25 protein-coding genes, 1 pseudogene and 1 riboswitch are annotated in these 24,082 nt (G+C 36.7%); of the genes and pseudogenes, 11 read left to right on the forward strand and 15 right to left on the reverse strand.

Going from position 1 to position 24,082, the window contains the following annotated elements; all coding sequences use genetic code 11:
- Positions 1 to 14: 14 nt before the first annotated feature.
- The 3 genes from guaB to xpt are packed head-to-tail and all read right to left on the reverse strand — an operon-like array spanning position 15 to position 3,364.
- On the reverse strand, positions 15 to 1,481 hold the full coding sequence (gene guaB / locus DVJ99_RS09900) for an IMP dehydrogenase (RefSeq protein WP_114604082.1): 1,467 nt from the start codon (positions 1,479 to 1,481) through the stop codon (positions 15 to 17).
- A 33-nt stretch (positions 1,482 to 1,514) separates the two neighbouring features.
- Positions 1,515 to 2,783 carry a xanthine permease PbuX gene (gene pbuX, locus DVJ99_RS09905; RefSeq protein ID WP_105994466.1) on the reverse strand — a complete coding sequence of 423 codons (1,269 nt, stop codon included), beginning with the start codon at positions 2,781 to 2,783 and terminating at the stop codon, positions 1,515 to 1,517.
- 2 nt (positions 2,784 to 2,785) lie between these two features.
- Positions 2,786 to 3,364: a xanthine phosphoribosyltransferase gene (gene xpt / locus DVJ99_RS09910; RefSeq protein WP_105994465.1), complete on the reverse strand. Its 579-nt coding sequence runs from the start codon at positions 3,362 to 3,364 to the stop codon at positions 2,786 to 2,788.
- A 401-nt stretch (positions 3,365 to 3,765) separates the two neighbouring features.
- Positions 3,766 to 3,867: riboswitch (purine riboswitch) on the reverse strand.
- Positions 3,868 to 4,105: 238 nt separating this feature from the next.
- Here xpt and DVJ99_RS09915 point away from each other — a divergent pair.
- The 4 genes from DVJ99_RS09915 (at position 4,106) to DVJ99_RS09930 (ending at position 8,070) form a co-directional block, all read left to right on the forward strand.
- Positions 4,106 to 4,492 (forward strand): general stress protein, encoded by a 387-nt coding sequence (locus DVJ99_RS09915; protein WP_114604083.1) that lies wholly within the window; start codon positions 4,106 to 4,108, stop codon positions 4,490 to 4,492.
- A gap of 108 nt (positions 4,493 to 4,600) precedes the next feature.
- Positions 4,601 to 5,266 (forward strand): hypothetical protein, encoded by a 666-nt coding sequence (locus DVJ99_RS09920; protein WP_114604084.1) that lies wholly within the window; start codon positions 4,601 to 4,603, stop codon positions 5,264 to 5,266.
- 117 nt (positions 5,267 to 5,383) lie between these two features.
- Positions 5,384 to 6,382, forward strand: a complete 999-nt coding sequence (locus tag DVJ99_RS09925; RefSeq protein ID WP_114604085.1) for a hypothetical protein — start codon at positions 5,384 to 5,386, stop codon at positions 6,380 to 6,382.
- A gap of 359 nt (positions 6,383 to 6,741) precedes the next feature.
- On the forward strand, positions 6,742 to 8,070 hold the full coding sequence (locus tag DVJ99_RS09930) for an L-cystine transporter (protein ID WP_240430833.1): 1,329 nt from the start codon (positions 6,742 to 6,744) through the stop codon (positions 8,068 to 8,070).
- A gap of 125 nt (positions 8,071 to 8,195) precedes the next feature.
- Here the strand turns inward: DVJ99_RS09930 and nfsA are convergent, their stop codons facing one another.
- A complete protein-coding gene (gene nfsA / locus DVJ99_RS09935; protein ID WP_114604086.1) occupies positions 8,196 to 8,951 on the reverse strand; it encodes an oxygen-insensitive NADPH nitroreductase in 756 nt (251 codons plus the stop codon).
- Between the two features lie 147 nt (positions 8,952 to 9,098).
- Here nfsA and DVJ99_RS09940 point away from each other — a divergent pair, with 147 nt between their 5' ends.
- From DVJ99_RS09940 to DVJ99_RS09960, 5 genes are all read left to right on the forward strand, one after another.
- Positions 9,099 to 9,875 carry a 2-keto-4-pentenoate hydratase gene (locus tag DVJ99_RS09940; RefSeq protein ID WP_105994460.1) on the forward strand — a complete coding sequence of 259 codons (777 nt, stop codon included), beginning with the start codon at positions 9,099 to 9,101 and terminating at the stop codon, positions 9,873 to 9,875.
- A gap of 385 nt (positions 9,876 to 10,260) precedes the next feature.
- Positions 10,261 to 10,830 (forward strand): alkyl hydroperoxide reductase subunit C, encoded by a 570-nt coding sequence (gene ahpC, locus DVJ99_RS09945; protein WP_105994459.1) that lies wholly within the window; start codon positions 10,261 to 10,263, stop codon positions 10,828 to 10,830.
- A gap of 16 nt (positions 10,831 to 10,846) precedes the next feature.
- Positions 10,847 to 12,370, forward strand: coding sequence for an alkyl hydroperoxide reductase subunit F (ahpF, locus tag DVJ99_RS09950; RefSeq protein WP_114604087.1), 1,524 nt, complete (start codon positions 10,847 to 10,849; stop codon positions 12,368 to 12,370).
- Positions 12,371 to 12,874: 504 nt separating this feature from the next.
- Entirely contained in the window at positions 12,875 to 13,498 is a 624-nt protein-coding gene (locus tag DVJ99_RS09955) for a phosphatase PAP2 family protein (protein WP_114604088.1), read from the forward strand.
- A 61-nt stretch (positions 13,499 to 13,559) separates the two neighbouring features.
- Positions 13,560 to 14,183, forward strand: a complete 624-nt coding sequence (locus DVJ99_RS09960) for an NDxxF motif lipoprotein (RefSeq protein WP_114604089.1) — start codon at positions 13,560 to 13,562, stop codon at positions 14,181 to 14,183.
- 57 nt (positions 14,184 to 14,240) lie between these two features.
- Here DVJ99_RS09960 and DVJ99_RS09965 read toward each other — a convergent pair whose 3' ends face one another.
- A complete protein-coding gene (locus tag DVJ99_RS09965) occupies positions 14,241 to 14,681 on the reverse strand; it encodes a carboxymuconolactone decarboxylase family protein (RefSeq protein ID WP_105994455.1) in 441 nt (146 codons plus the stop codon).
- Between the two features lie 171 nt (positions 14,682 to 14,852).
- Between DVJ99_RS09965 and DVJ99_RS09970 the strand changes: the two genes are divergently transcribed.
- Positions 14,853 to 16,019 carry an ArgE/DapE family deacylase gene (locus DVJ99_RS09970; RefSeq protein ID WP_114604090.1) on the forward strand — a complete coding sequence of 389 codons (1,167 nt, stop codon included), beginning with the start codon at positions 14,853 to 14,855 and terminating at the stop codon, positions 16,017 to 16,019.
- A 55-nt stretch (positions 16,020 to 16,074) separates the two neighbouring features.
- Here the strand turns inward: DVJ99_RS09970 and DVJ99_RS09975 are convergent, their stop codons facing one another.
- The 10 genes from DVJ99_RS09975 to DVJ99_RS10020 all read right to left on the reverse strand — a co-directional run bounded on the left by DVJ99_RS09975 (position 16,075) and on the right by DVJ99_RS10020 (position 23,392).
- Positions 16,075 to 16,662, reverse strand: coding sequence for a histidine phosphatase family protein (locus DVJ99_RS09975; protein WP_105994453.1), 588 nt, complete (start codon positions 16,660 to 16,662; stop codon positions 16,075 to 16,077).
- Positions 16,663 to 16,978: 316 nt separating this feature from the next.
- Positions 16,979 to 17,731: an amino acid transporter gene (locus DVJ99_RS09980; protein ID WP_114604091.1), complete on the reverse strand. Its 753-nt coding sequence runs from the start codon at positions 17,729 to 17,731 to the stop codon at positions 16,979 to 16,981.
- A complete protein-coding gene (locus tag DVJ99_RS09985; protein ID WP_114604092.1) occupies positions 17,732 to 18,622 on the reverse strand; it encodes an ABC transporter ATP-binding protein in 891 nt (296 codons plus the stop codon).
- The gene (locus DVJ99_RS09990) at positions 18,622 to 19,038 is read right to left on the reverse strand and encodes an Msa family membrane protein (RefSeq protein ID WP_114604093.1); all 417 of its coding nucleotides are present in this window, start codon (positions 19,036 to 19,038) and stop codon (positions 18,622 to 18,624) included. Before DVJ99_RS09990 ends, DVJ99_RS09985 begins: the two co-directional genes overlap by 1 nt.
- Before the next feature lie 21 nt (positions 19,039 to 19,059).
- Positions 19,060 to 19,635, reverse strand: coding sequence for a CPBP family intramembrane glutamic endopeptidase (locus DVJ99_RS09995; RefSeq protein ID WP_114604094.1), 576 nt, complete (start codon positions 19,633 to 19,635; stop codon positions 19,060 to 19,062).
- A 376-nt stretch (positions 19,636 to 20,011) separates the two neighbouring features.
- A complete protein-coding gene (locus tag DVJ99_RS10000) occupies positions 20,012 to 20,590 on the reverse strand; it encodes a hypothetical protein (protein ID WP_114604095.1) in 579 nt (192 codons plus the stop codon).
- A 496-nt stretch (positions 20,591 to 21,086) separates the two neighbouring features.
- Positions 21,087 to 21,329 (reverse strand): 30S ribosomal protein S18, encoded by a 243-nt coding sequence (gene rpsR / locus DVJ99_RS10005; RefSeq protein WP_002480324.1) that lies wholly within the window; start codon positions 21,327 to 21,329, stop codon positions 21,087 to 21,089.
- Positions 21,330 to 21,382: 53 nt separating this feature from the next.
- The gene (gene ssb, locus DVJ99_RS10010) at positions 21,383 to 21,901 is read right to left on the reverse strand and encodes a single-stranded DNA-binding protein (protein ID WP_105994451.1); all 519 of its coding nucleotides are present in this window, start codon (positions 21,899 to 21,901) and stop codon (positions 21,383 to 21,385) included.
- A 21-nt stretch (positions 21,902 to 21,922) separates the two neighbouring features.
- Positions 21,923 to 22,219 (reverse strand): 30S ribosomal protein S6, encoded by a 297-nt coding sequence (rpsF, locus tag DVJ99_RS10015; protein WP_105994450.1) that lies wholly within the window; start codon positions 22,217 to 22,219, stop codon positions 21,923 to 21,925.
- 162 nt (positions 22,220 to 22,381) lie between these two features.
- Positions 22,382 to 23,392 carry a thermonuclease family protein gene (locus DVJ99_RS10020; protein ID WP_114604096.1) on the reverse strand — a complete coding sequence of 337 codons (1,011 nt, stop codon included), beginning with the start codon at positions 23,390 to 23,392 and terminating at the stop codon, positions 22,382 to 22,384.
- A gap of 400 nt (positions 23,393 to 23,792) precedes the next feature.
- Here DVJ99_RS10020 and DVJ99_RS10025 point away from each other — a divergent pair.
- Positions 23,793 to 24,082: pseudogene (locus DVJ99_RS10025) on the forward strand (ornithine carbamoyltransferase); the annotation flags it as partial.

A 24,082-nucleotide genomic window follows, 5' to 3' on the forward strand; every position in this document is an offset into this window, starting at 1 on the left:
ATCAGTTTCTCCTTTTATCTTGAGTAGTTTGGTGATTCTTTAGTGATTTGGATATTGTGCGGGTGGCTTTCTGCTAAACCTGCAGGACCCATACGTGTGAACATTGCTTCTTCACGTAATTCTTTTAAGTTATGAGAACCAGTGTAACCCATACCGCTTCTCACGCCGCCCATCAATTGATAGATGTTGTCTTGTAATAAACCTTTGTAAGCGATACGGCCTTCAATACCTTCCGGCACATATTTTTTAGGTGTTTTATCTTCTTGGAAGTAACGGTCATTTGATCCGCTTTCCATAGCACCTAATGAGCCCATACCGCGGTATGTTTTGTATTGTCTGCCTTGGAAGATTTCAGTTTCTCCTGGGCTTTCTTCAGTACCTGCAAGCAAGCTTCCTAACATTACTGCATGTCCGCCGGCTGCTAATGCTTTTACAACATCGCCTGAGTATTTGATTCCGCCGTCAGCAATGATAGCTTTACCATGTTTGCGTGCTTCAGTTGCACAATCGTATACTGCAGTGATTTGAGGTACACCTACACCAGCAACGATACGTGTTGTACAGATAGAACCTGGTCCGATACCTACTTTTACAACATCAGCGCCTGCTTCGAATAATGCTTTTGTAGCTTCTCCTGTCGCAACGTTGCCTGCGATAACAGTTACGTCTGGATAGTTTTTCTTAATGTGTTTTACTTGGTCGATAACACCTTTAGAGTGTCCGTGTGCAGTGTCGATAACTAATGCATCTACACCCGCTTCAACTAATTTTTCTGCACGGATATCTGTATCTTTAGAGATACCGATAGCTGCTGCACATAATAAACGGCCTTGCGCATCTTTTGCTGCGTTTGGATATTCATGAACTTTTTCAATATCTTTGATTGTAATAAGTCCTTCTAATTTTCCGTTTTCTGTTAATGGTAATTTTTCGATTTTGTGTTTTTGCAAGATTTTTTCCGCTTCATCTAAAGTAGTGCCGACTGGAGCTGTAATTAAGTCTTCTTTTGTCATGACATCAGAAATTTTAATTGAGAAATCTTCAATAAAACGCAAGTCACGATTTGTGAGAATACCAACGAGGTTACGGTCTTCTTTATTGTCTACGATCGGTACACCAGAGATACGGTATTTACCCATTAAAGCTTCAGCTTCATAAACTTTTTCTTCTGGAGTTAAGTAAAACGGATTAGAGATAACGCCGTTTTCAGAACGTTTAACTTTTTGTACTTCATCAGCTTGATCTTCGATGTTCATATTTTTATGAACCACACCAAGACCGCCTTGTCTTGCCATAGCAATTGCCATTTTTGACTCAGTTACAGTGTCCATACCTGCTGAAATAACTGGAATATTTAACTTGATTCTGTCTGATAATTCAACACTTAAGTCTACTTCCTTAGGTAATACATCAGACTCCGCTGGAACTAAGAGTACATCATCGAACGTCAAAGATTCTTTAGCAAATTTATTTTCCCACATTGAATACAGCCTCCATTATTTGTTTTAATTACATTATTTCACATTTTCTTCGTTTTGTTGATACTTTATACCGTTAAAAAAGAAATTAAGTACAATTGCTGAAATTGCACCCAGTACAATTCCATTTTGAGTTAACCAGGCGAATTGTTCGCCCATTGCTTTAAATGCTTGCGGAACAGCACTGATGCCTGTCCCTAATCCGACAGCTACAGCAATAATCAAAAGATTATTCTGATTTTTGAAATCAATACTTCCTAAAATACTTACGCCGTATGCCATTACCATCCCGAACATTGCAATCATTGCACCGCCGAGCACTGGTAAAGGAATGACGTTGGCTAATGCGCCGAGTTTCGGAATACAACCGCAAATCAAAAGAAGTATAACCATTCCATAGATGACATTATTCTTTTTCACGCCTGATAATGAAACCAAACCGACATTTTGCGAATAAGCAGTGTATGGAAAAGCATTGAAGATAGAACCGATGACAATCGCAAGACCTTCCGCAGTGTAACCTTTGCGGTAATCTGTACGCGTCAATCGTCTTCCGGTTATCTTGCTCAGCGCTGTATAAACACCTGTGGATTCAATCAAGCTGACAAGGGCTACAATAAAGAAGACTAAAATAGCACCGATATCAAAACTGAATCCAGAGAAGCGAAACGGCTTTGGAAATTCAAACCAATGTGCTGTTCCGACTTGTTTAATATCTACTACACCGAATGCGCTGGCTAATAAAGTCCCTGCAATCAACCCGATTAAAATTGCGATAGACTTTAAGAAGCCGTGTGTAAAGCGTTGTAAAATCAAAATGATGACCAGAGTTGAAAACCCTAAGATGATATTCTTCATATCTCCATAGTTTTTAGAACCTTGGCCTCCTGCAACATAGTTCATCGCAACCGGCATTAAATTAATACCGATAATGGTTACGACGCTTCCTGTTACAACAGGTGGAAAGAACTTAACAACATAGGAGAAGACTGGTGCGATTAAGACTACTAAGATTCCCGAAACAAATAAGGAACCATATAAAACGCCTAACCCTTTTGTCTGCCCTATTAATATCATCGGTGCAACTGCCGTAAAGGTACAGCCTAATACGATCGGCAACCCGGTCCCTGTTACTCGGTTCGCTTCTAAAAACGTTGCGACACCGCACATGAAGATGTCGACTGTTACCAGATATGCAATCTGTTCAGGCGTAAATTTAAGGCTGGTCCCGACGATAATTGGAACTAGTATAGCACCTGCATACATTGCAAGTAAATGTTGTAGACTCAGAATGAAGTTCTTCATGTTTATGCTTCACCCACTAAAGTCACTTGATTGCCTGCAAGCGATGCAACTTGGCATAAAGAAGAAACTGTCAAACCTGCTTCTTCCAGCTTCTTGCGGCCTTGTTGGAAGCTCTTCTCTACAACAATACCGACACCAACTGTTTGTGCGCCTGCTTGTTGAACCAAACGGTCTAAACCTAGGGAAGCATCTCCGTTAGCTAAGAAGTCATCGATAATCAGTACACGATCATTTTCATCCAAAAACTCTTTCGAAACAATCACACGATTCGTTTTGTTCTTTGTAAATGAATGAATATCTGTTTGATAGAAACCATCTTTCAAGGTACTCGGTTTCGCCTTTTTGGCAAAGAGACAAGGCACACCGAAACGATATGCTGCCATGATTGCAGGAGCAATACCTGATGCTTCAACAGTTAAAATCTTAGTAATCCCTTGATCTTCGAACTGTTTGTAAAATGTTTCGCCAATGTCATACATTAACTTTGCATCGATTTGATGATTCAAGAACCCATCGACTTTCAAAATCTTTTCTCCGATGACCACACCATCTTCTTTAACTTTTTGTTTTAACGCCTCCACGTTAGCAAACCTCCTCAATTTGTGTATAAAAAAAATCCCAAACTGCTAATCGAGTTTCAGGATCTATGAGTGGCACAGGCAATACACATCATCAATATAAAGTTTGCTTTGCTATCAGGAGGTTCATCTTTAACTGCAAGCCAAAAAAAACCTATTTGGCCAAAACAGCTATGACTGCATACTTCTAATAATCCGCATCAGCTCAACCCCTTGAAGCCGAATGCTAAAGCAACCATATTCATTGATAATTTGAGAAGCTGAGAGTGTTCTCTGCGTTTCAAAATACAATCGCTCGCTATATGCAGGGATAAAGTACAGGTCCCATCTCCCAATAGTCCTTACCTGTAAATTATGATGTCTGCACACTTTCAACCGTATTGTTTCGAAAGCACCATTTGTGTTGTATTGTATAAGTGACTCATAGTCATGTCGTTAAGGCGACATGGTAGAAACTTCTAAAGCCTAATTCTCTAGATTATATGAGTTAGGTAAATTATTTAATGATGATATCAGATTTCAAGCGTCTTTTCAATATTCGAAAATCATTTCATCTTATTCTTAAGGAATCCAATAATTTTAATAAAGAAAATGTTATCTTTCTGTTAATAGTTTGAATTTTCTTACATTTTATTTGATGCCCCGCATCTCAAATAGTATAATGAACACGGAAACGTTTACAATAAAGAGATAATGGGTATTCTATTTTATATTAATCAGAATTTTCGGAGGGGGAGCTTTAAAATGCCAGAAATTGTTGTACTTTCATCAAAAGATGAACTTTTCGATACTTTAAAACACAAACTTGATGAAGGATTTACAAAAGACGAGATTTCAGTAATCAGCAGAAACAAACTACACATCGACAGCGTAGATAGCACAGATATGAAAGTGCAATCTACAAGCGGAACTTTCAGTGACAGAGTGGCCCGCCTCCTCACAGGGGAAGATGGCGAGGAAGCTGTCTTGCAGCATTATGATTTATCAGAAACTGAACGCCAAATTTTAAAACGCGAACTGCTTGATGGTAAAATCGTTGTACTTGCGGGCAAACATAAGTACAGTCGTAAAGAATTCAAAGACGAATATGAAGAACATAAAGATAAACACGACAAAGAGTATGAAATTTAATATGTGTATCTGATTCTTTAATCGGCAGCAGTTGCTGCCGTTTTTTTATTCTACAAGCGAAGTACAGCGGTATGCTATAATCAAAAGAAATATGGGAGGGGACGACTTATGGAATTTAAATTAGTAAAACAAACATCTGACCCGTTATACGAAGCTGCTTTAAAAATTTATGACAACTACCAATTCGGCAATGTAAATCAAAAACATCATATATTCAAGCAATCTCTTGAAAATAAGCGCACTCAAAATGATTATGTCTTTTTAGTAGGATTAGATCAGGGGGAGCCTGTCAGTTTAGCCACAGCACACTATGAAGCCACTACTAATGCGGCATTCATTATCTACCTTGTTGCTGTCGATGCACCTGATAGAGCGCGTTATCTAGCTGAAACATTAGAAAAAGTACAAGATGCATTGGACAATCTTGCCAACCGTGTACATGACCGCGATGTGAACTTCTTCATGATGGAAGCCTTACCTGTACCAGATTCTTCAGAGGAAAAAGATGCAAACTTGCTTGTTTCGCGTCATCGTTTCTTAAACGAGCACGGTTTCGAACAACAAAGGGAAATCGACTATGTACGTCCTGCACTAGAAAAAGGCCAGCCGCCGATTGCTTTAAACTTATTCTTGCACACACGTATTCCATTGACTAAAGACATTTATGCGACAAGTGTCAAATCTTGCTACATTTTAAAATATGTCTTCGCAAACCATCTTTCACGCAAAACTGTATATCCTCTCTTAGAACAAATGGATCTCAGAAAATCCTAAGAACGCTTGAAATCATACGGTAATCGGGTTAAACTAACATAGAGGTTAGACTGACGTTTGTGTGACGTAAGACAAACGTCCGACTTAAAAATCATAAAGTGAAAGGATATAGATCAGATGCTAACAAAAGAATTCGCCCAACGCGTCGAATTAAGTGAGAAACAAGTACGTAAAATTGTTCAACACTTAGAAGAACGCGGCTACCACTTAAATAAAACCGAATACCGTGGTCGTGAAGCAACTGACTTCCAAGAAGAAGACATCGAGCTATTCAGAGAAATTGCGGACAAGGTTAAAAAGACAAACAGTTATGAACTTGCTTTCGAAGAATTAGAAAAAGAGAATGACTTCTTGCAAATCGTTGTTAAAGACGAAAATAAAGAACAATTACCAAGTAATCAGAATTTCGCAAAATTATTAAGCGACTTACATAACGACATCACTAAAATGCGAGAAGAACGCCAAATGCTCGGCCAAATGATTTCTCAAGTACACCAGCAGCAAAAAGATTTGCAAACACTGCAGCAGCAAATGACAAATAAACTTGATCAACATGAAAAAACATTAAAAGCCATTGAAACTGCACAAAAAGATCAAGCGAAAGCTGTTGAAGATAATACAGCAGCTGTAAAATCGCATACAGATAAAGTATTAGCACAACCAAAACAAGAAGCGCCTGCAAAAGCAGAAACTGAACAGCCAAAAACAGATCAAACTGCTGCTTCAACAACAGTTGAAACTAAGAAAGAAGAAAAGCCATCTGTATCATCAACTGCTGAAGCTAAATCAGAAGAGAAAACTGCTGGCCAAACATCAGAAACACCGATTTCTGATTATAAAGGTGCAGCCGTTTCAGCTTCATCTGATGACAATAAAACATCAACGAAAAGCACAACTGCTGAAACTAAATCAGACAGTACTTCTGCTGATTCAGACAACCAATCAGCTGCGACTGAAAACAAAGTATCTGATTCAGAAATGCAAAGCACACCTAGCACAACTACATCTGAACCGGAAACACCGATTGATGCTATGCATAATCAACATGAACCTTCAGTACCGCCGCATAAAAAAGAAGAGAAAAAAGGTTTCTTCGCACGTCTATTCGGAATGTAATTTCGAGAGATGGAACGCTCCAACCCGACCGTACGGGTTGGAGTTTTTTTATTATATTCCCCTGCTATAACAGGCTCTGCGAAAAACCGCCATTGACCCTACCTTATATATGAGATATATTTACTATGTATTTAGGGGGACTTTACAAATTTTACATTGTTCCATGCATTTATGGTTGATACGTGTCTGCTAATATTCTATCTATTATCCAGAACCTCGTATTTATAACAGCCATTTGAATCTTTGTACAATCTTATTCATTCCGGATACAGATAAATTAAAGGAAAGGGAGTTTGATTCAATTGGGTTTCACAGTTCTTAACATCGTCATATTCGTCTTGCTGCTTGCTGGACTTTTCATGATGGCCAAGAAACATGTTGCTTTCTCAAAACGTGTATTTACTGCACTCGGCATCGGTATTGTACTTGGCGCTATTATGCACCTGGTCTATGGTGCTGATTCAAAAATTACAACAACTACAACAGATTGGCTAGGCATTGTAGGAAACGGCTACATTTCCTTGCTTCAAATGATTGTAATGCCGCTGATCTTTATTTCGATTGTCGCAGCATTCACTAAAATTCAGCTTGGTGAAAAATTCGCGAAAATCGGTTTTTATATTTTCGTATTCCTTATCGGTACTGTCGCGGTTGCGGCAACAATCGGTATTATTTCAGCTTTAGTCTTCGGTTTAGATGCTTCATCTATCGACTTGGGCAACGCTGAACATTCAAGAGGTACTGAAATTGCACAAAAAGCTAAAGATATGACAGCAAGTACTTTGCCGCAGCAAATTTTAGAACTCTTACCGTCTAATCCGTTCTTAGATTTCACAGGTCAACGTACTACATCTACAATAGCGGTCGTTATCTTTGCGACATTTATTGGTTTCGCATATTTACGTGTAGCACGCAAACAGCCAGATAATGGTCATATTGTGAAACGCGGAATCGAAGCTGTCTACGCAGTAGTTATGTCTGTCGTAACTTTCGTGTTGCGTTTAACACCTTATGGTATTTTAGCTATTATGGCGAACACCATCGCAACCAGCGACTTCGGTGCTTTATGGACATTAGGCAAATTTGTCCTCGCTTCATATGCGGCACTGATTACTATGTTTATCATCCACCTCATTATTGTCGGCGGTTTAGGTCTGAATCCTTGGCGTTACGTACGAAAAGTTGCTGAGGTGCTGATCTTCGCATTCACAGCACGTTCAAGTGCAGGGGCATTGCCGTTGAACGTGCAAACACAAAAATCACGTCTGGGTGTACCTGAAGGTATTGCCAACTTATCCGCTTCCTTCGGTCTATCTATCGGCCAAAACGGATGTGCAGGTATCTATCCTGCAATGCTTGCTGTAATGGTTGCACCTGTAGCAAATGTGGAAATCAACTTCCAATTCATCATTACAGTAATTGCAGTTGTCGTGATTTGTTCATTCGGTGTTGCTGGTGTCGGCGGCGGTGCGACATTCGCAGCCATCTTAGTACTTTCTACATTGAACTTGCCGGTAGCACTCGCAGGTGTCTTAATTTCAGTAGAACCGCTTATCGATATGGGCCGTACTGCATTAAACGTTAATGATTCAATGCTTGCAGGTGTCGGCAGTGCTAAACTCACAGGCAACCTTGATAAAGAACGCTTCAAATCAAATGATTATGGTGATTTAAGTACAGATTATTAATCTTAAAAGTAAAAAAGCAGTGCTATAGCATCAATAAAGCAGGCAGGACAAAGTTAATCGTCCTGCCTGCTTTTATTGATTCACGCACTTAGATATTGGTACATGTTCTCTATTTACGGTTGTTCTTATTTTTGAACAAAACCAGAATCATGCAGCTCGTCTAACATATCTGTACGTTGTTTCATCTCTAAGAAATTCGCAACTTGCTGAGACCAAGTTTCTGTACGTTTGCCGTCTGTACGTTTTGAGTAATAATCGCTCACGACTTGGTCATATTCTTTTAATGCATCTACTTTTGATGCTTTATCTTGATTGTATTGATTTTCATGGAACACTGCTTCAAATGGCAAACGCGGTTTAGGAGAACCTTGTTCATTATCTGCAGGTACACCGACTGCCATACCGAATAATGGGAAAGTATATTTAGGCAAGTTCAATAATTCTTTCACACGTGCAACATTATTGCGCAGTGAACCTAAATACACAATACCTAAGTCTAAACTTTCAGCCGCAACTGCCATATTTTGTGCGAGCAAGGCAACATCAATTGTACCTACTAATAAGCCTTCTGCAGACTCGAATGAACTTTGCATATCGCCTTGAACTTGTTCATTGATTAAATCATGACGATGATAATCCATCACAAAGACAAACAAGTAGCCGTTCTCTTCGACATAGGCTTGACCTGATATTTCTCGCAATGCCTTTTTAATTTCCGGATCAGTCACACCGATAATCGAATATGTTTGCAAGTAACTGGATGTTGAAGCGCTTTGTCCCGCTTGTACAAGCTGCTTCACAGTAGCTTCGCTTAAAGGTTCTTGTTTAAATCGTCTGACTGAATGGTGTTTTTTCATTAATTGTTCAATTACATCTGACATAGATTTTACGCCCCTATCTTTCCAAATGATTTTAACACTCCTATTTTACCCTTTTTTCATGAGGCTTAAAAAGTTAATGCTTTGAAACTTAATCTGAATAAAGTTATCCTAATACTATAAATATTCTGACTAAAGGGAGAGATAACTATGACACAACATAAAAAAGAGATTGTTAACACATTATTCAAAGCACAAAAAAATCATGAACCCGTCAACTTCATATCAGAAGAATATGAAGTCAGCGAACCCGTGGCTTATCAAATCCAAGATGAATTAATCGAAGCACTCAAACAAGCCGACAACAGTGAAGTCGCAGGTTATAAAGTAAGTATGACTAGCGAAGATACACAAGCTTATGCGAATACCAACGAACCTGCTTACGGTACGATTTTATCGAATAAAGTTGTAAAATCCGGAGACACTGTACAGCTTTCTAAATTGTTTGCCCCTTTAATCGAACCTGAATTGGTATTTGTATTAACTGAAGATATCAGCCCAGATGCTTCTGACGAAACAATTTTAAACAGTGTTAAAGTTGCACCGGGCATCGAAATCCCAGACGCACGTTATAAAGATTGGTTCCCTAACTTTACTTTAGGTGATTTGATCTCTGATAACACAGCTTCAGGCTTAGTCGCATTAGGCGAAGCGAAAGCGCCTGTTTCATACAATGATTTCGAAAATATCACATTAAAATTATCAAAAGATAATGAAGAAATTGCGACAGGTATTTCTTCAGATGTATTAGGCAACCCTATTGAAGCCTTAAAATGGTTAATCAATAAATTGAATACACAAGGCAAACAGCTTTACAAAGGTCAAATTGTGTCATCTGGTACATTTGTACCGCCTGTACCTGCAAAAGCCGGCACTTATAAAGCTGAATACAGCTACCCTGGTTCAATCGAAGTCACATTTGAATAATCCATGACAACTTCCATTTACTCGTTTGGAAAGTTGAAAAGGGGTATATGTGTATTGTAGGTTCTCACAATAATTAATAATGTATGGGTTTCATTGAGAAAATTTGATTCTAATTGATATTGAGCAATAATTATTAATTTCCTGTAAACTTGTTGGCTTTACATGAGTTTTAAAAGCCGTTAGAATGTCCAATATGCTTGTTTTCAAGGCATTTTAACAGTCATTGTACGTTAGAAACCACTTGTATTGACTATTTCTGACGATAATGTGATAATAGTAATCAAGGAGATTAGAATTATTATAAATAAATAATTAGGATAATTTAGATATCCTGGTTATGTATTCTGATCAAACAAACTTTATAATTTCTAGGAGGATGTATTTTATGTCATTAATTAACAAAGAAATTTTACCATTCACAGCAGATGCTTATGATCCTAAAAAAGACGAATTCATCGAAGTTTCAGAAGAAACTTTACAAGGTTCATGGAACGTAATCGTATTCTATCCAGCTGACTTCTCATTCGTTTGTCCAACTGAATTAGAAGACGTTCAAAACCAATATGATGAATTACAAAAATTAGGCGTAAATGTTTACTCAGTTTCTACTGATACTCATTTCGTACACAAAGCTTGGCATGATCATTCAGATGCTATCAGCAAATTACAATACACTATGATTGGTGACCCATCACAAACAATCACTCGCAACTTTGACGTATTAGACGAAGAAAAAGGCTTAGCTCAACGCGGTACTTTCATCGTTGACCCAGATGGCGTAGTACAAGCTGCAGAAATTAACGCTGACGGTATCGGCCGTGACGCAAGCACTTTAGTACACAAAATCAAAGCTGCTCAATACGTTCGTAAACATCCAGGCGAAGTTTGCCCTGCTAAATGGGAAGAAGGCGGCGAAACTTTACAACCTGGTCTTGACTTAGTAGGTAAAATTTAAGGAGGCATTCACATAAATGCTGAATAAAGAGTTAAAATCACAATTATCCCAACTTCTTGAGTTAATGGAAGGCGACGTGGTTTTAACAGCGAGTTATGATGACAGCGACAAATCTAAAGAGTTGAAAGAACTACTAGATGAAATTGCTGATATGTCATCGCATATCACTGTTAAAGAGGACACACTTCAACGTACACCAAGTTTTAGTGTGGACCGTCCTGATGCGCACACAGGCGTTGTATTCGCCGGTGTGCCATTAGGTCATGAATTCAACTCACTCGTACTGGCTTTATTACAAGTCAGCGGACGCCCTCCGAAAGAAGAGCAAGGCGTTATCGATCAAATCAAAGCGCTTGATCGTCCACTTCATTTCGAGACATTTATCAGCTTGAGCTGTCATAAATGTCCAGATGTGGTACAAGCGTTAAACTTAATGAGTATTTTAAATCCGAATATCACTCATACAATGATTGATGGTGCTATATTCAGAGAAGAATCTGAAGATATTATGGCAGTACCTGCTGTATTCTTAAACGGCGAAGAATTCGGCAATGGCCGCTTAAGCATTTCTGACATCTTAGGCATGTTAGGAAGCAAAGCAGATCCAGCTGAATTCAATGATAAAGAGCCTTTCGATGTTTTAGTTATCGGCGGCGGCCCAGCAAGCGGTTCAGCAGCAATTTATGCTGCGCGTAAAGGTTTGCGTACAGGTATTGTAGCTGACCGTATCGGTGGTCAAGTCAATGAAACTGCAGGTATCGAAAACTTTATCACTGTTAAAGAAACAACAGGTCCGGAATTTTCAGCTGCCTTAGAACAACATGTCGAAGCGTATGACATTGATGTCATGGACGGCATGCGTGCTTCTAATATCGAAAAAACAGATGACGGTATCGTTGTAACATTAGACAACGATGCAAAATTAACTAGTAAAACAGTAGTTATTTCTACAGGTGCACGTTTCCGCAACCTTAACATTCCAGGTGAAGACGAATTGCGCAACAAAGGTGTTGCGTACTGCCCTCACTGTGACGGACCTTTATTCAAAGGCAAAGATGTAGCAGTTGTCGGCGGCGGCAACTCTGGTGCGGAAGCAGCGATTGACTTAGCAGGTATCGTCAATCATGTAACACTTGTTGAATATAAAGACTTTTTACGTGCAGACGAAATCTTGCAAGAACGTTTACGCGAATTGCCGAACGTTGAGATTTTGAAAAATGCACAGTCTTCAGAGATTCTTGGCGACAGCCATGTAACAGGGCTCAAATATGAAGACAATAAAACTGGCGAAACACATCAAATCGATGTTGAAGGTGTATTCGTTCAAATTGGTTTATTACCAAACACAGAATGGTTGCAAGGTGCAGTCGAAACGAATAAACAAGGTGAAATCTTAATCGACCGCAACCACGCAACAAGCATGCCGGGTGTGTTCGCGGCAGGCGATGTTACTGATGAACATTACAAACAAATCATCATCGCAATGGGTGCAGGTGCCAGCGCAGCACTCAGCGCATTTGATTATATTATCCGAAACTAATCTCTCCCTATCATTTTGATTAGTACGGATACAAATAGACAGGTGAAGGTAAATTTCTGCGACAATATTACCTTTGCTTGTCTTTTTTTATACATATTCATGATACAATTAATGAAGTACACTATTATATAGCTTAATCATCAGCTTGGCGAATCACTCTAACCGCTTAGACACCCTCCTCTTTTGTATCTGCCAAGCCTTCCGTTCCACCATCAAATCAAGAACTGTCAAAGGAAATACGCAATGAAAGCCGGCTGTCTCACCAAACTTCAACGGCGTGCTTTAAAATGCCTCTTTTTTCAGCAATCTTTAAATTTCCTCAGCTTGTTTTTGAATTTTAAATTCCAGAACTATCATCAATCATGGCCGAATTCTGTTTATATACCTGCAGTTTATCGTGTTCCATCTATTGTCTGGTCAAACGTTCATTCCAAAGTAGGATGGCAATACTTGGGCGGTCAGCTATAATCATAATTAATAAAAAAAGAAAGCTAGGTTTTAACTATGAGGGTCCTATACACTAGACATATCGGTTTAACACTTACCATCTTAATTGCTTTAATGCTGCTCGTTAAGACGGACTTCATACTCTTAATAGACGAACCCATATACAGCTTCGTCAGACTCTTGCATCACATACCTTTTATGGATCGTTTCTTATTTGCCTACTCTGACATATTTCAGCCTTGGTATTTAGTAGGTTTTATGGCGGTCATTCTTATCCTTCTCCTTTTCAAAAATAAGAAATTGATGCTGACGACAACTGTTTGGGCTGCTGCTACACTGCTGCTGGGTATTGCATTAAAATACTTTATTCACAGAGAAAGACCCGTAGAATATATTTCCGGGTTCAGTTTTCCAAGTTTGCACACACTTACGATATTTGTCGCTGCAGCAGTCTTCTTAACATTCTGCCGCAAACGCATATGGCATTACATTGCTTATGTCATGGTTGCGCTGATGATGATTTCTCGTATTTATGTACACGCCCATTACTTCTCAGATACAGTCGGTGCAATCATCTTCGGGTCTTTAATGCTGCAAGTCGCGCAGCATTTCATTATTAAATACCGTCTGAATGTGCCGTTTACTTCGCGCTTAAAATCACCTTGGCAACGAGATACTTAACGCAAGTCAACAGATTCGCTATAATAAAGATAATCATGCAGATAATTAAAGGAGAAGAATCGTGAATAAATTAAAGCAGCTACTCATCATCGCTTTCACACTCGTACTTGCAGTTGCATTGACTGCTTGCGGTCAAAAAGATGAAAAACAAGAGCATCACGTTAAGTACGCACCAAAAAATGCAACGCCGATTAATAAAATAGAAATCTTCAAATCCTCTGATAAAGGTAAAGATTTAACTGAACAAGAGCTAGAAGAAAGCCTGAAACGTTATTTAAATGCGAATAATGATATTATCGATAACAAGTATGTCTTACAGCACAAATTAGATCAGCAGTATGACGGTCGTCAAAAAGTCTCTGATGATTTAGATACAGATTTGCGTGATTTAGCAAATCTTACTACCAAAAATCAAATGAACTTCGCAGCCTTCTTAAAAGACAACAAAGTCCCTGCAGATCAAAAAGAAGACATTGAACGCGTCAATAAGTACTTTAAAGCTGTAAACTATAAAGCGGCACGTGCAGATCAGCAATTAGAAGAGTTGAGCTACAGTCCGCAAAAAACAGTTAATGTCGTAGATGTACCGACGAACTATGCGGGCGACGTCAACTTGAAGCAACAAAAGAAAATTAAAGCTTACTTGAAAAAACATCATTTAGAAACAAAAGCGATTGATAAATAATATACAAATGGAGTGCAGCATCATTAATGATGTCGCACTCCATTTCTTTATGCTGAATTATACAATATGCTGGTTACCCATAGAAATGGATAATCTATTCCAGAAATTGATTTGATTGATTGTGAAGACTAAATCTGTATATGCTTCTTCTGAATATTCCTTACGTACACGTTCATATAATTCATCTGGTACGCCGCCTTGCGCAATCTGTGTAATTGCTTCAGTTAATTCCAAAGCAAGTTTTGTTTTTTCTGAATAAAGGTTTGTATCTTCCCATGCGCTAAGCAAGAACAACTCTTCCTCGCTGACTCCTACTTTGCGGGCATCGCTTGTATGGATACCTAAACAGTAAGCACAGCCGTTAATTTGAGAAGCACGTACTTTAATCATTTCGCGCAACTTGCGATCAATATCCGCTTTTTTCAGCTGCTTTTCCATTTCTAACAAAATGTCGATTTTCTCTTTAGCCACTGTTCCATAGTCAATTCTATTATCCATTCAATCATTACCTCCATTACAATTGATTGCTATATACGGTACTATTATTCCCTGAATTTCGCTTTTTTATTCTTTTTTACTTTAATACACAAAAGTGCGAATTGTTTGAATACTGAAAATTAGTATTTTACGATTAATATGTACAGAATAAAATATAAAGGGGTTGTTAGAATGGGCAAATTGACATCAGAAGAACGTGTCCAAATTTTAGCGGATATCGTAGGTATTGAATCCGTAAATGATCATGAATTAGTTGTTGCAGAGTACCTGCATGATTTATTGAAAAAACATGATATCGACTCAAAAATTATTAAATTAACTGATACACGCGCAAACCTTGTAGCGGAAATCGGCAACGGCAGCCCAGTAATCGGCGTTTCAGGCCATATGGATGTTGTATCTCCAGGTAATCCAGAAGACTGGCAAACACCGCCGTTTAAACTTACTGAAGATGATGAGGGCCATTTACACGGCCGTGGTGCGGCAGATATGAAATCAGGCTTAGCCGCATTAGTCATCAGCTTAATCGAACTGCACGACCAAGGCTTGCCTAAAGAAGGTACGATCCGTCTACTCGCAACTGTAGGTGAAGAAATTGAAGGCGACGGTGCGAAAGCTTTCCAAAAAGAAGGTTATATGGAAGATGTAGATGCCTTAATTATCGCAGAACCTTCTCAAGATAAGATTATTTATGCACACAAAGGTTCAATGGACATTCGTGTCACTTCAAAAGGTTCATCTGTGCATAGTTCAATGCCGCATTTAGGCTATAATGCATTGAACCCATTAGTCGACTATGTTCACCGTATTAATGAAGCACAAGCCGCAATTAAATCTACGAACGAACAACTTGGCGACCCTATCGTCAATGCGACTATCTTCAACAGTGGTTCACAAGTCAACTCTATTCCTGATTACGCTGTGACAGAATTTAACATTCGTACTATTCCGGAAGCTGATAATGCAGGCTATCAAGACTTGTTCGAACAAGTCGCAAAAGACGTAAAAATGGCTTATAAAGACAGCGACTTGCATGTGGATACGTATATGTCTCGCCCTTCAGTCTTCACAAACGGTGAAAACAGTGTCATCGACTTAGCACAAGAACTAGGCAAAAAATATTTAGGCAATGATATTCCTAAAGAAGCTTCTCCAGGCGTGACTGACGCAGCTGACTTAGTAGTCGACAAAGGAGAAGACTTCCCGTTCATTATGTTTGGCCCTGGACAAACAAGCCAAGCTCACCGTGTCGATGAGTATGTAGAGAAAGATGTCTACTTGAAATTCATTGATTTATTCGAAGAATTACTAACACAATCCATCAACAAATTAAAATAAGCCGCATAAAGCGACTTATACCTTTAAGCTGCATCTAATTATAGATGCGGCTTTTTTATATATTATCTGTATCCACTAAAACAGGATCACAATTTTTAACTTTCTTGCTGAACAATTCATCTTCATTAATGACACCTAAATAATATAAACAACAGCGAATCCAGATGAGATGTGCAACAATTACAACGACTTCGTCTTTATTATCGATTACTTCTTTGAAGAATTCATCAATTCTTGCAAGAACGTCTGTATAATTTTCTCCGCCTGGCGCATGTTGTGTAAAGCTGTTTCTGAAATCACTGAATCTTGGATCTTCAAAATAACGTCGATAATTCGGATTCTTTTGAAGCATTTCTTGCGAATAGCCTTCAAACTCGCCTAATGCACGTTCTCTCAATAAAGGAGAAAAAGTATGAGGAATTGAGTGGTCAAAACCATTTTCATACGTTTGAACCGTACGTATTAAATCAGAAATATAAATGTGGTCGATCGTGATATTTTCAAAATACTTTTTTAAAGCTTGTGCAGATTTAACACCTTTTTTAGTCAGCGTAACATCCAATTGTCCGCAAAAATAACGTTTGCCATGTTTGTTATCGTAGTTTGCTGTTGATTCTCCATGCCGTATTAAATAAAGCTTCATGGTGTGTTCACTCCTATTATCCTCAAATGTTATTTGCCATTATGCTTTATTCAATCAAAATTCAGCTCTACTCTATTACAGGCAAATAGATTTAACGTAATGATAACATGATTTTATATAATTTTAGTTGCTTAATCTTTATTTGTTATCTAATTTTAACATTTCTGTTGCATGACTTGCTCACAATTGAATAGCTGTATTATTGTTTGCATGAAAAACTCACACCTCTTTTGACTTTTCAAAGCTTCTAAAAGGTGTGAGTAAATAACCTGCATATCTCAATTATAATGTTGCATCTCTTATCCTCGCTGTCTCATCAATATTCCGTTTTTTTGAACACACGCAAACTAGCTATATATAAAATAGTACAGTAAACAAGCGTCATGATTAAAATAATCCCGAGTTGGATGAAAAATGCTTGTATACTACTCGCATCTGTATAGCTGTTTGGGAAGAGATAGCGTCCTCCTTTGATTAAAGGAGAAATCGAAATTACCATGAACAATAAGATAACCCCTAATATAGTAAACCCTGTTGACAACCTCATCGATAATAATATCGCAAATATCACCGCGATAAATGAAACACCAATAGTACTTACAATACTTAAAACATCTGCATACAAATCCGTTTGAGTTGCTGGTAAAAACACCCCTGAAGCATAATCAAAGTTTTTTATGAATGTGAAATAAAGCAACTCAGATGAAATGAATAAACCAATGAAATAAATCATATACATAGAAGCCAATGATATAAGTTTGGCATTCAATAGCTTCGTTCTTCTGATATCTTTATAAAAAATTAATTTGCCACTATTTATTTCATCATAAAATGACATTCCGACAAAATAAGTCATCATGATTAATGGAATTGCAAATTGGGATTGCGCCATTAAAATCCCATTATAAAAATCTAAACCAGATAATCCTTTTGCTTCTCCACCCACTTGCATAAAGTTAGTGGGCAAGAATAAGGTAATTAAATACAGAAACGGATATAATGCAATCGCATAAAATATCTTTGCTGATGTGCGGGAAGATAAATTTAAAAAGATACTTTTTGATAACATTTATGCTCCCCCCTTATTTTCATAGTAATCAAATGCATCATATAAATCTTGTTGCGGCTTGTCTATTTTTACCAATGTGTACTTTGTCAGTACAGTTGTCAATAAATCATTATAATTATCAACCGTTTCTTTAATGAAAATACTATCACCTTCAATACGTTCAACAATTGAATAATCATATTTAAGTTTTTCAGCATCTTCTTCAGTTATGTTTCTATCCACAATGATTTTAAGACCATTCATTTTATTTAGATTGATAGCACGAAGGTGACCATTTTTTAAAATAACAAATCGGTCGCAAACTTCTTCCAGTTCATTTAGTTGATGACTAGATATTAATAAGGAAATTTTTCGATTTTTAACCCATTTTTTGAGTGCTTCAATTAATGTTTTAACGCCATTCGGATCTAATCCAACAAAGGGCTCATCCATAATTGCCAACTTTGGTTCAATCAATAAACACATCGCCAAAGAAAGTCTTTGTTTCATTCCGAATGAAAAATCTTTCGCTTTTTTATTTTTAGTATGGCGTAATCCAACCAATTCTAAAATTTGGTCAATATTTTTTAAGTATTGTGTTTGTTGATTGACCTGTAAAAAATACTTTAAATTTTGTTCAGCTGACAAATGATCAAAATACACTGTATCAATCATAATACCAACATCTTGTAATAAACCATCGTGCTGAAAAATATCCTTACCATCAATCATAATTTGGCCAGACGTCGGTCTTTTCGTCTTTGCTATGATTTTCATTAACGTTGTTTTACCCGCACCATTTTTGCCCAGTAACCCCACTATCTCTCCACTATTAATTGTCAAATTAATATTTTCAAGAATCATGCGATCATCATTTTTAAATTTCTTAAATAAATCTTTCACTTCTAACACTATGCATGCACCGACTTTCTAAATAACTTCATAATTAAGAAGCTAATTACAAAGTAAAACAAGAAAATGAATATAAGTTGAGAAAGCGCCGTTAAATTAGCATTCAAATGAATAAAAAAGTCACCTTTTTCATATGAATACTTTGCTAACACTTCCTTAAACTTTGTATTATGCATGACAGAATTAGATGTAATAATATAATAAATTAAATTGAAAATACTCATTATAAAAACATTTAAAATTGAGCGATTCCCTTGCCCCACTATAAATGAAAAAGTATTTATCAATAGCGGCACAACAATCATTCCAATTATCATGACGATTAACCCTAAATTAATATTTATGATTGCCATTAAAATCGAACAGATAAAGTTCAAGATAAGCGCAACCGTAATATGTTTAATTTTTAAATTCAAATATGGAACCCTCCTTTTAAATCAAGAAAATTTGTATACTAAAACGTTATAAAGCCAATGTAATCCTATAGCATCTTGTAATTTATATTTTCCAGAGACATAATAAAGCAAAAGACTCACTGGGAATTTAGTTAGTAAGTTAATAATAAAATCTCCATTCAGATGCAATATTAACGCAAACATTAACGATCCAATAATATAACACCACCATCTACGGAATACGCTAAGTAATATTAATAAAATGATATGCCTAAATAAAAATTCTTCACCAAATGCTACTACTAAATATTCAAATGTAGCTTCATACCCGACAAAACACAACGAGATAATTATCATAGTTATTAATATTATTACAGTTCTTTTCCAATTAAATAAATCTATGAATATATTGTTTATCTGCAAATTAGAAAATGTATGTATTATGAACACTGGAATAATTACAAAAGCCAATATAAAAACAGAAACAAAAAGTGTAATATAGACCCAAGGAGGCAATTGTTTATTGATTAATGTAATAACGAACAATCCCATATTTAAGACAAAACCAGCCAATACAATTAGTGCACAGGATAATATAACATTTTCAAATTTTTTCATGTTCTACTCCATTTTAGTAGTTAAAGCTAGGATAAGTATCCTAGCTTTAATATTTTTAATATTAAATTAGAAGTACCATCTTTTTCCTCTTCTGCCAAATTTAAAAATCCAAATGTTAATTTCATTTAATGATAAAATATCTAGTAATGATTTCATATGTTTCACCTCCCACATTACAAAAGCACCGTTTAAAAATTTCTCTATATCTATAATTAATATGTGTAATTTGCACAACTCGTTAAAAACATTATACTTTATCACTATTATAATGTAAACGCTTTTATCATAAATCAAATACGTCTATTCATTCATTTATCTTATCAAACATTATTAAAAATAAAAAAGACCGAGCATGCTTTCATGCTCGATCAACCACTTAAATTAAATCAATTTTATTAATTTCCATTAGGTCTTTAAAAAATTCACGTTCTACTTCTAGTAAATGTACATAATCATCTGACATAATTTCTTTACTTAATTCCACGTTCTTTTCTGAAATAAAGTCGACTAACTTTTCGTTCTCTTCATTGTTTTCATATTCTTCTTTAGCTTGTGCCAACAATGAATCCTCACATACTAAGATAAAAGCACGACCATATGCAATATCGACTTTACCTCGCTGGTAGTAAGATTCTAAGAAATTTTTAGCTTCGTCAAAACTATTAGTATGTTCAAAGATACCGAATACTTGATCTGTTACTTTTTCTGAAAGGTCGGATAATCGTTCTTTTTCCGCTTGGTTTCCAGGTTTCACTCTATCTTTCACTAACATTTTCTGTGTTTTGATTTCATCTTCAATTTTTTCTAATTCTTTAATACGCTCTTCTTTGTTCCACGTGTCTTTATTTTTCTTATATGTTCCTAATAATTCTTCTGCTTTATGCAAATCAAAATGCTTTTCATCAGTACCGCTTTGGTCTAACTCATCAAAATAATTTTGGCTTTTTTCACTCATAGTTATTAACTCCTTTGTCCAATGACATTTTCTTTGATTCAATCTATCAGAGTGCAATTTAGTGAAAGTTTACCCGCGTCCACATCTCTTAAACACCGCATACAATCTTAATGCGCACAGTTATTTTGACAGTTAGGGAACGTAACTGTTATTTTCTCTTTCATTATTTACAGATAAGGACACAAAATGACGACTTAAGAAATTTAGTCCAATTAAATGCAAATCTAATTTAGAATAGAACTAAGATAAAACAAAGGAGGTTACTTATCATGATGATCGCAGATATTATTGGTGGTATTATCAAGTTAATCGTGAATTTAGTAGACACTTTCGCTCCTAAAAAATAATTTAATTAAAAACATTAAAATTGGCTGCATATACGTCCGATGATTCGGACGTATTTTTTTGTATCTTTTGAATTTGCCCTTTTTCAGTATTTCAGACGCAAAAAAGCCCCGTAAGCCTATGCCTACGGGGTTTATCATTAAAACTGATCTTAGTTTTCGTCTTTTACATATGGTAATAATGCCATATGACGAGCACGTTTGATAGCTGTAGTCAACATACGTTGATATTTAGCTGAAGTGCCAGTTACACGACGTGGTAAAATTTTACCGCGTTCTGAGATAAAACGTTTTAATAAGTCAGTATCTTTATAGTCGATGTGTGTAATTCCGTTTGCTGTGAAGTAACAAACTTTTTTACGACGACGTCCGCCTCTTCTTGGTCCACCTGCCATGGTTAACTGCCTCCTTTAATCGATATTTTCAGATTCTACGTTCATTTGACGTATTAGAATGGTAAATCATCATCACTGATATCAATAGGTCCGTTTGCATTTGCAAATGGATTATCTGATTGTCCAGCATTTGATGAATTATTGTTTTGATAAGATGACGTATTTTGTCCTTGTTGTTGACCACCATAGTTTTGACCGTAATTCTGGAATTGGTTGTTACCGCCAGATTGTTGGCCATGACGTTGGTTTTGTGATTTAGGTTCAAGGAATTGAACACTGTCACATACAACTTCAGTAACAAAGATACGGCGTCCTTCTTGGTTTTCATAACTGCGTGATTGTAAGCGACCATCAACGCCTGCAAGACTGCCTTTAAACAAGTAATTGCTTACGTTTTCTGCTTGTTTTCTAAAAACAACACAGTTAATAAAGTCTGCTTCGCGTTCCCCTTGCGCATTCGTAAACGTACGATTAACCGCTAAAGTAAAAGTCGCTACACTTACGCCTGAGGGTGTCGTTCTGTATTCAGGATCCTTTGTTAAACGGCCTACTAATACAACTCTGTTAAGCATTTAAACGCCCCCATTCTGTTTTTACTTATCTTCGTCTTCGCGGATAACAATGTAACGAATGATATCGTCATTGATTTTTGCTAAACGTTGGAATTCATCTGTAGCTTCACTGTTTTCAGTGTTGATACGTACAAGGTTGTAGAAACCTTCTTTGAAATCTTCGATTTCGTAAGCAAGGCGACGTTTGCCCCAATCTTTTTCTTCAATGATTTCAGCACCGTCTTGATTTAAAATACCGTTGAAACGTTCAACTAATGCTTTTCTCGCTTCGTCTTCAATGTTCGGACGAACAACGTACATAATTTCATATGTTCTCATTTTTTATTTGCACCTCCTCGTGGACTATACGGCTTACCCTCAATTGGAGTAAGCAAGGAATAATTTTCATTACTCACAATCAAGAATTATAGCATAGCCATTTACTTTTTACAATCATTTTTATCACGTGAATTTTGTTGACTTACGATTTTCATTTACCCGCTAATTGACTTCACATGCCATACCATCTTTATCTCTATCCATCTTATCTTGATATGCAGGATGACCTTTAGGAACACCGTTCGGGTAATCCACCCTTAATGCAGTGCAGTTTGCATAATGTTTTGAGGCAGTTCCGCTTTGAGATTCAGTCGACTCAGCCTGCGAAGGAGTTGCTGCAGCTTGGGAGTCTGACGGCACACTATTTTGTGCAGCTTCGCTATCAAGAACCCCATTACTCCAAATATTCAAATGTTCTTGCTGCGCTAGTCGCTGGCTTTCTTTTAACTGATCCAGATAAGTAATACTTGGCGGATAAATATAGGCCACTTTAGCTAAACCTTGTCTCACTAATGCATCATTGACCATTACACCATCCGCATAAACATAGGCTAAATATCTTCCGTATTTATCGGTCTTTCCGCCTTTATCAAATTCAACTTCAATCTTTGAAGCATTTTCCAGCATGTTTTTGGTATAAGCTGATGCTTCTTTGCCGTAAGGTTCCACACCTTTTTTAGGATGTTTTGTTTCCGGTGTATCAATCAATAACAATCTGAATACTGATTCTTTCCCTTGATACATCAGTCTTACCGTATCACCATCGACTGAACGTGAATAAGTTGCTTCTTCTTTTACTAATCCATTTGCACTAGGTTGTGCTTTTGATTCTTGTTGCGAGTCTGGAGTTTCTTTTTCTTTATCAGATTCTGAAGTTTCTTCTTTCTTAGGTGCAGCTGCTTTAGGTTTTTCTTTCTTTTCCTGCTTAGCAGCATCATTATCTTGTTGTTGATTTGGCTTATTGTCTTTTGTGACTTCAGCTGTATGATGTTCTGATGGTTTCTGTTCAGTTTCTGGTTCTGATAAACCAATCATGATCATACTTAAAACAAAAGCACCAAGCGCAATCAATCCTGCTGTTTTTTTAGGCTTTCGCTTTGCCCATAAAACGATAAACATAACTATGTAAATGATGAAAATAATAAAACACAATACTCCCAGTATTTCTAACATCTTGTACACCTCTTCTCTGATGTTTATTACTATCTATAATATACTATTTCTTCAATCATTATAAGATTCTATTTACACTTTATAACAATTCAACATTTTCTTTTTTCTCCTTAACAGGCTGCTTTTCTCCGAAAAGCTAAAAAGGTTTTTATAAATAATTATGTATTTTTATTCGTTATAGTGTATAATAAAACAAAATCATAGCACCTTGCTTATATTTTCGTATGTGGGTATAGAACTAATGTGACACTTACAACTAAATATTACAAAAGTATATTTATTTAGAAACAGTTAAGAAATTGTGAAATTTTGAAAATCGTTGTGTTTTACATTGGTTTTTAAAATGAAAACGCTTATAATTAAGGTGAAAATTATCACTAAAAGAGGAGTTGTAGTAATAATGCAAAACTTAAGAAACAGACATTTCCTAACACTATTAGATTTTTCAAACAGAGAGATGGAGTTCTTATTGAACCTATCTGAAGATTTAAAACGAGCTAAATACGCTGGAATTGAACAACAAACTTTAAAAGGTAAAAACATTGCATTAATTTTTGAAAAAGACTCAACTCGTACGCGTTGCGCATTTGAAGTTGCGGCAGCAGACCAAGGTGCAAGTACTACTTACTTAGGACCAACTGGTTCTCAAATGGGCAAAAAAGAAACAGCAGCAGATACAGCACGCGTTTT

This window comes from Staphylococcus sp. EZ-P03 (assembly GCF_003344575.1).
GTDB lineage: Bacteria > Bacillota > Bacilli > Staphylococcales > Staphylococcaceae > Staphylococcus > Staphylococcus simulans_B.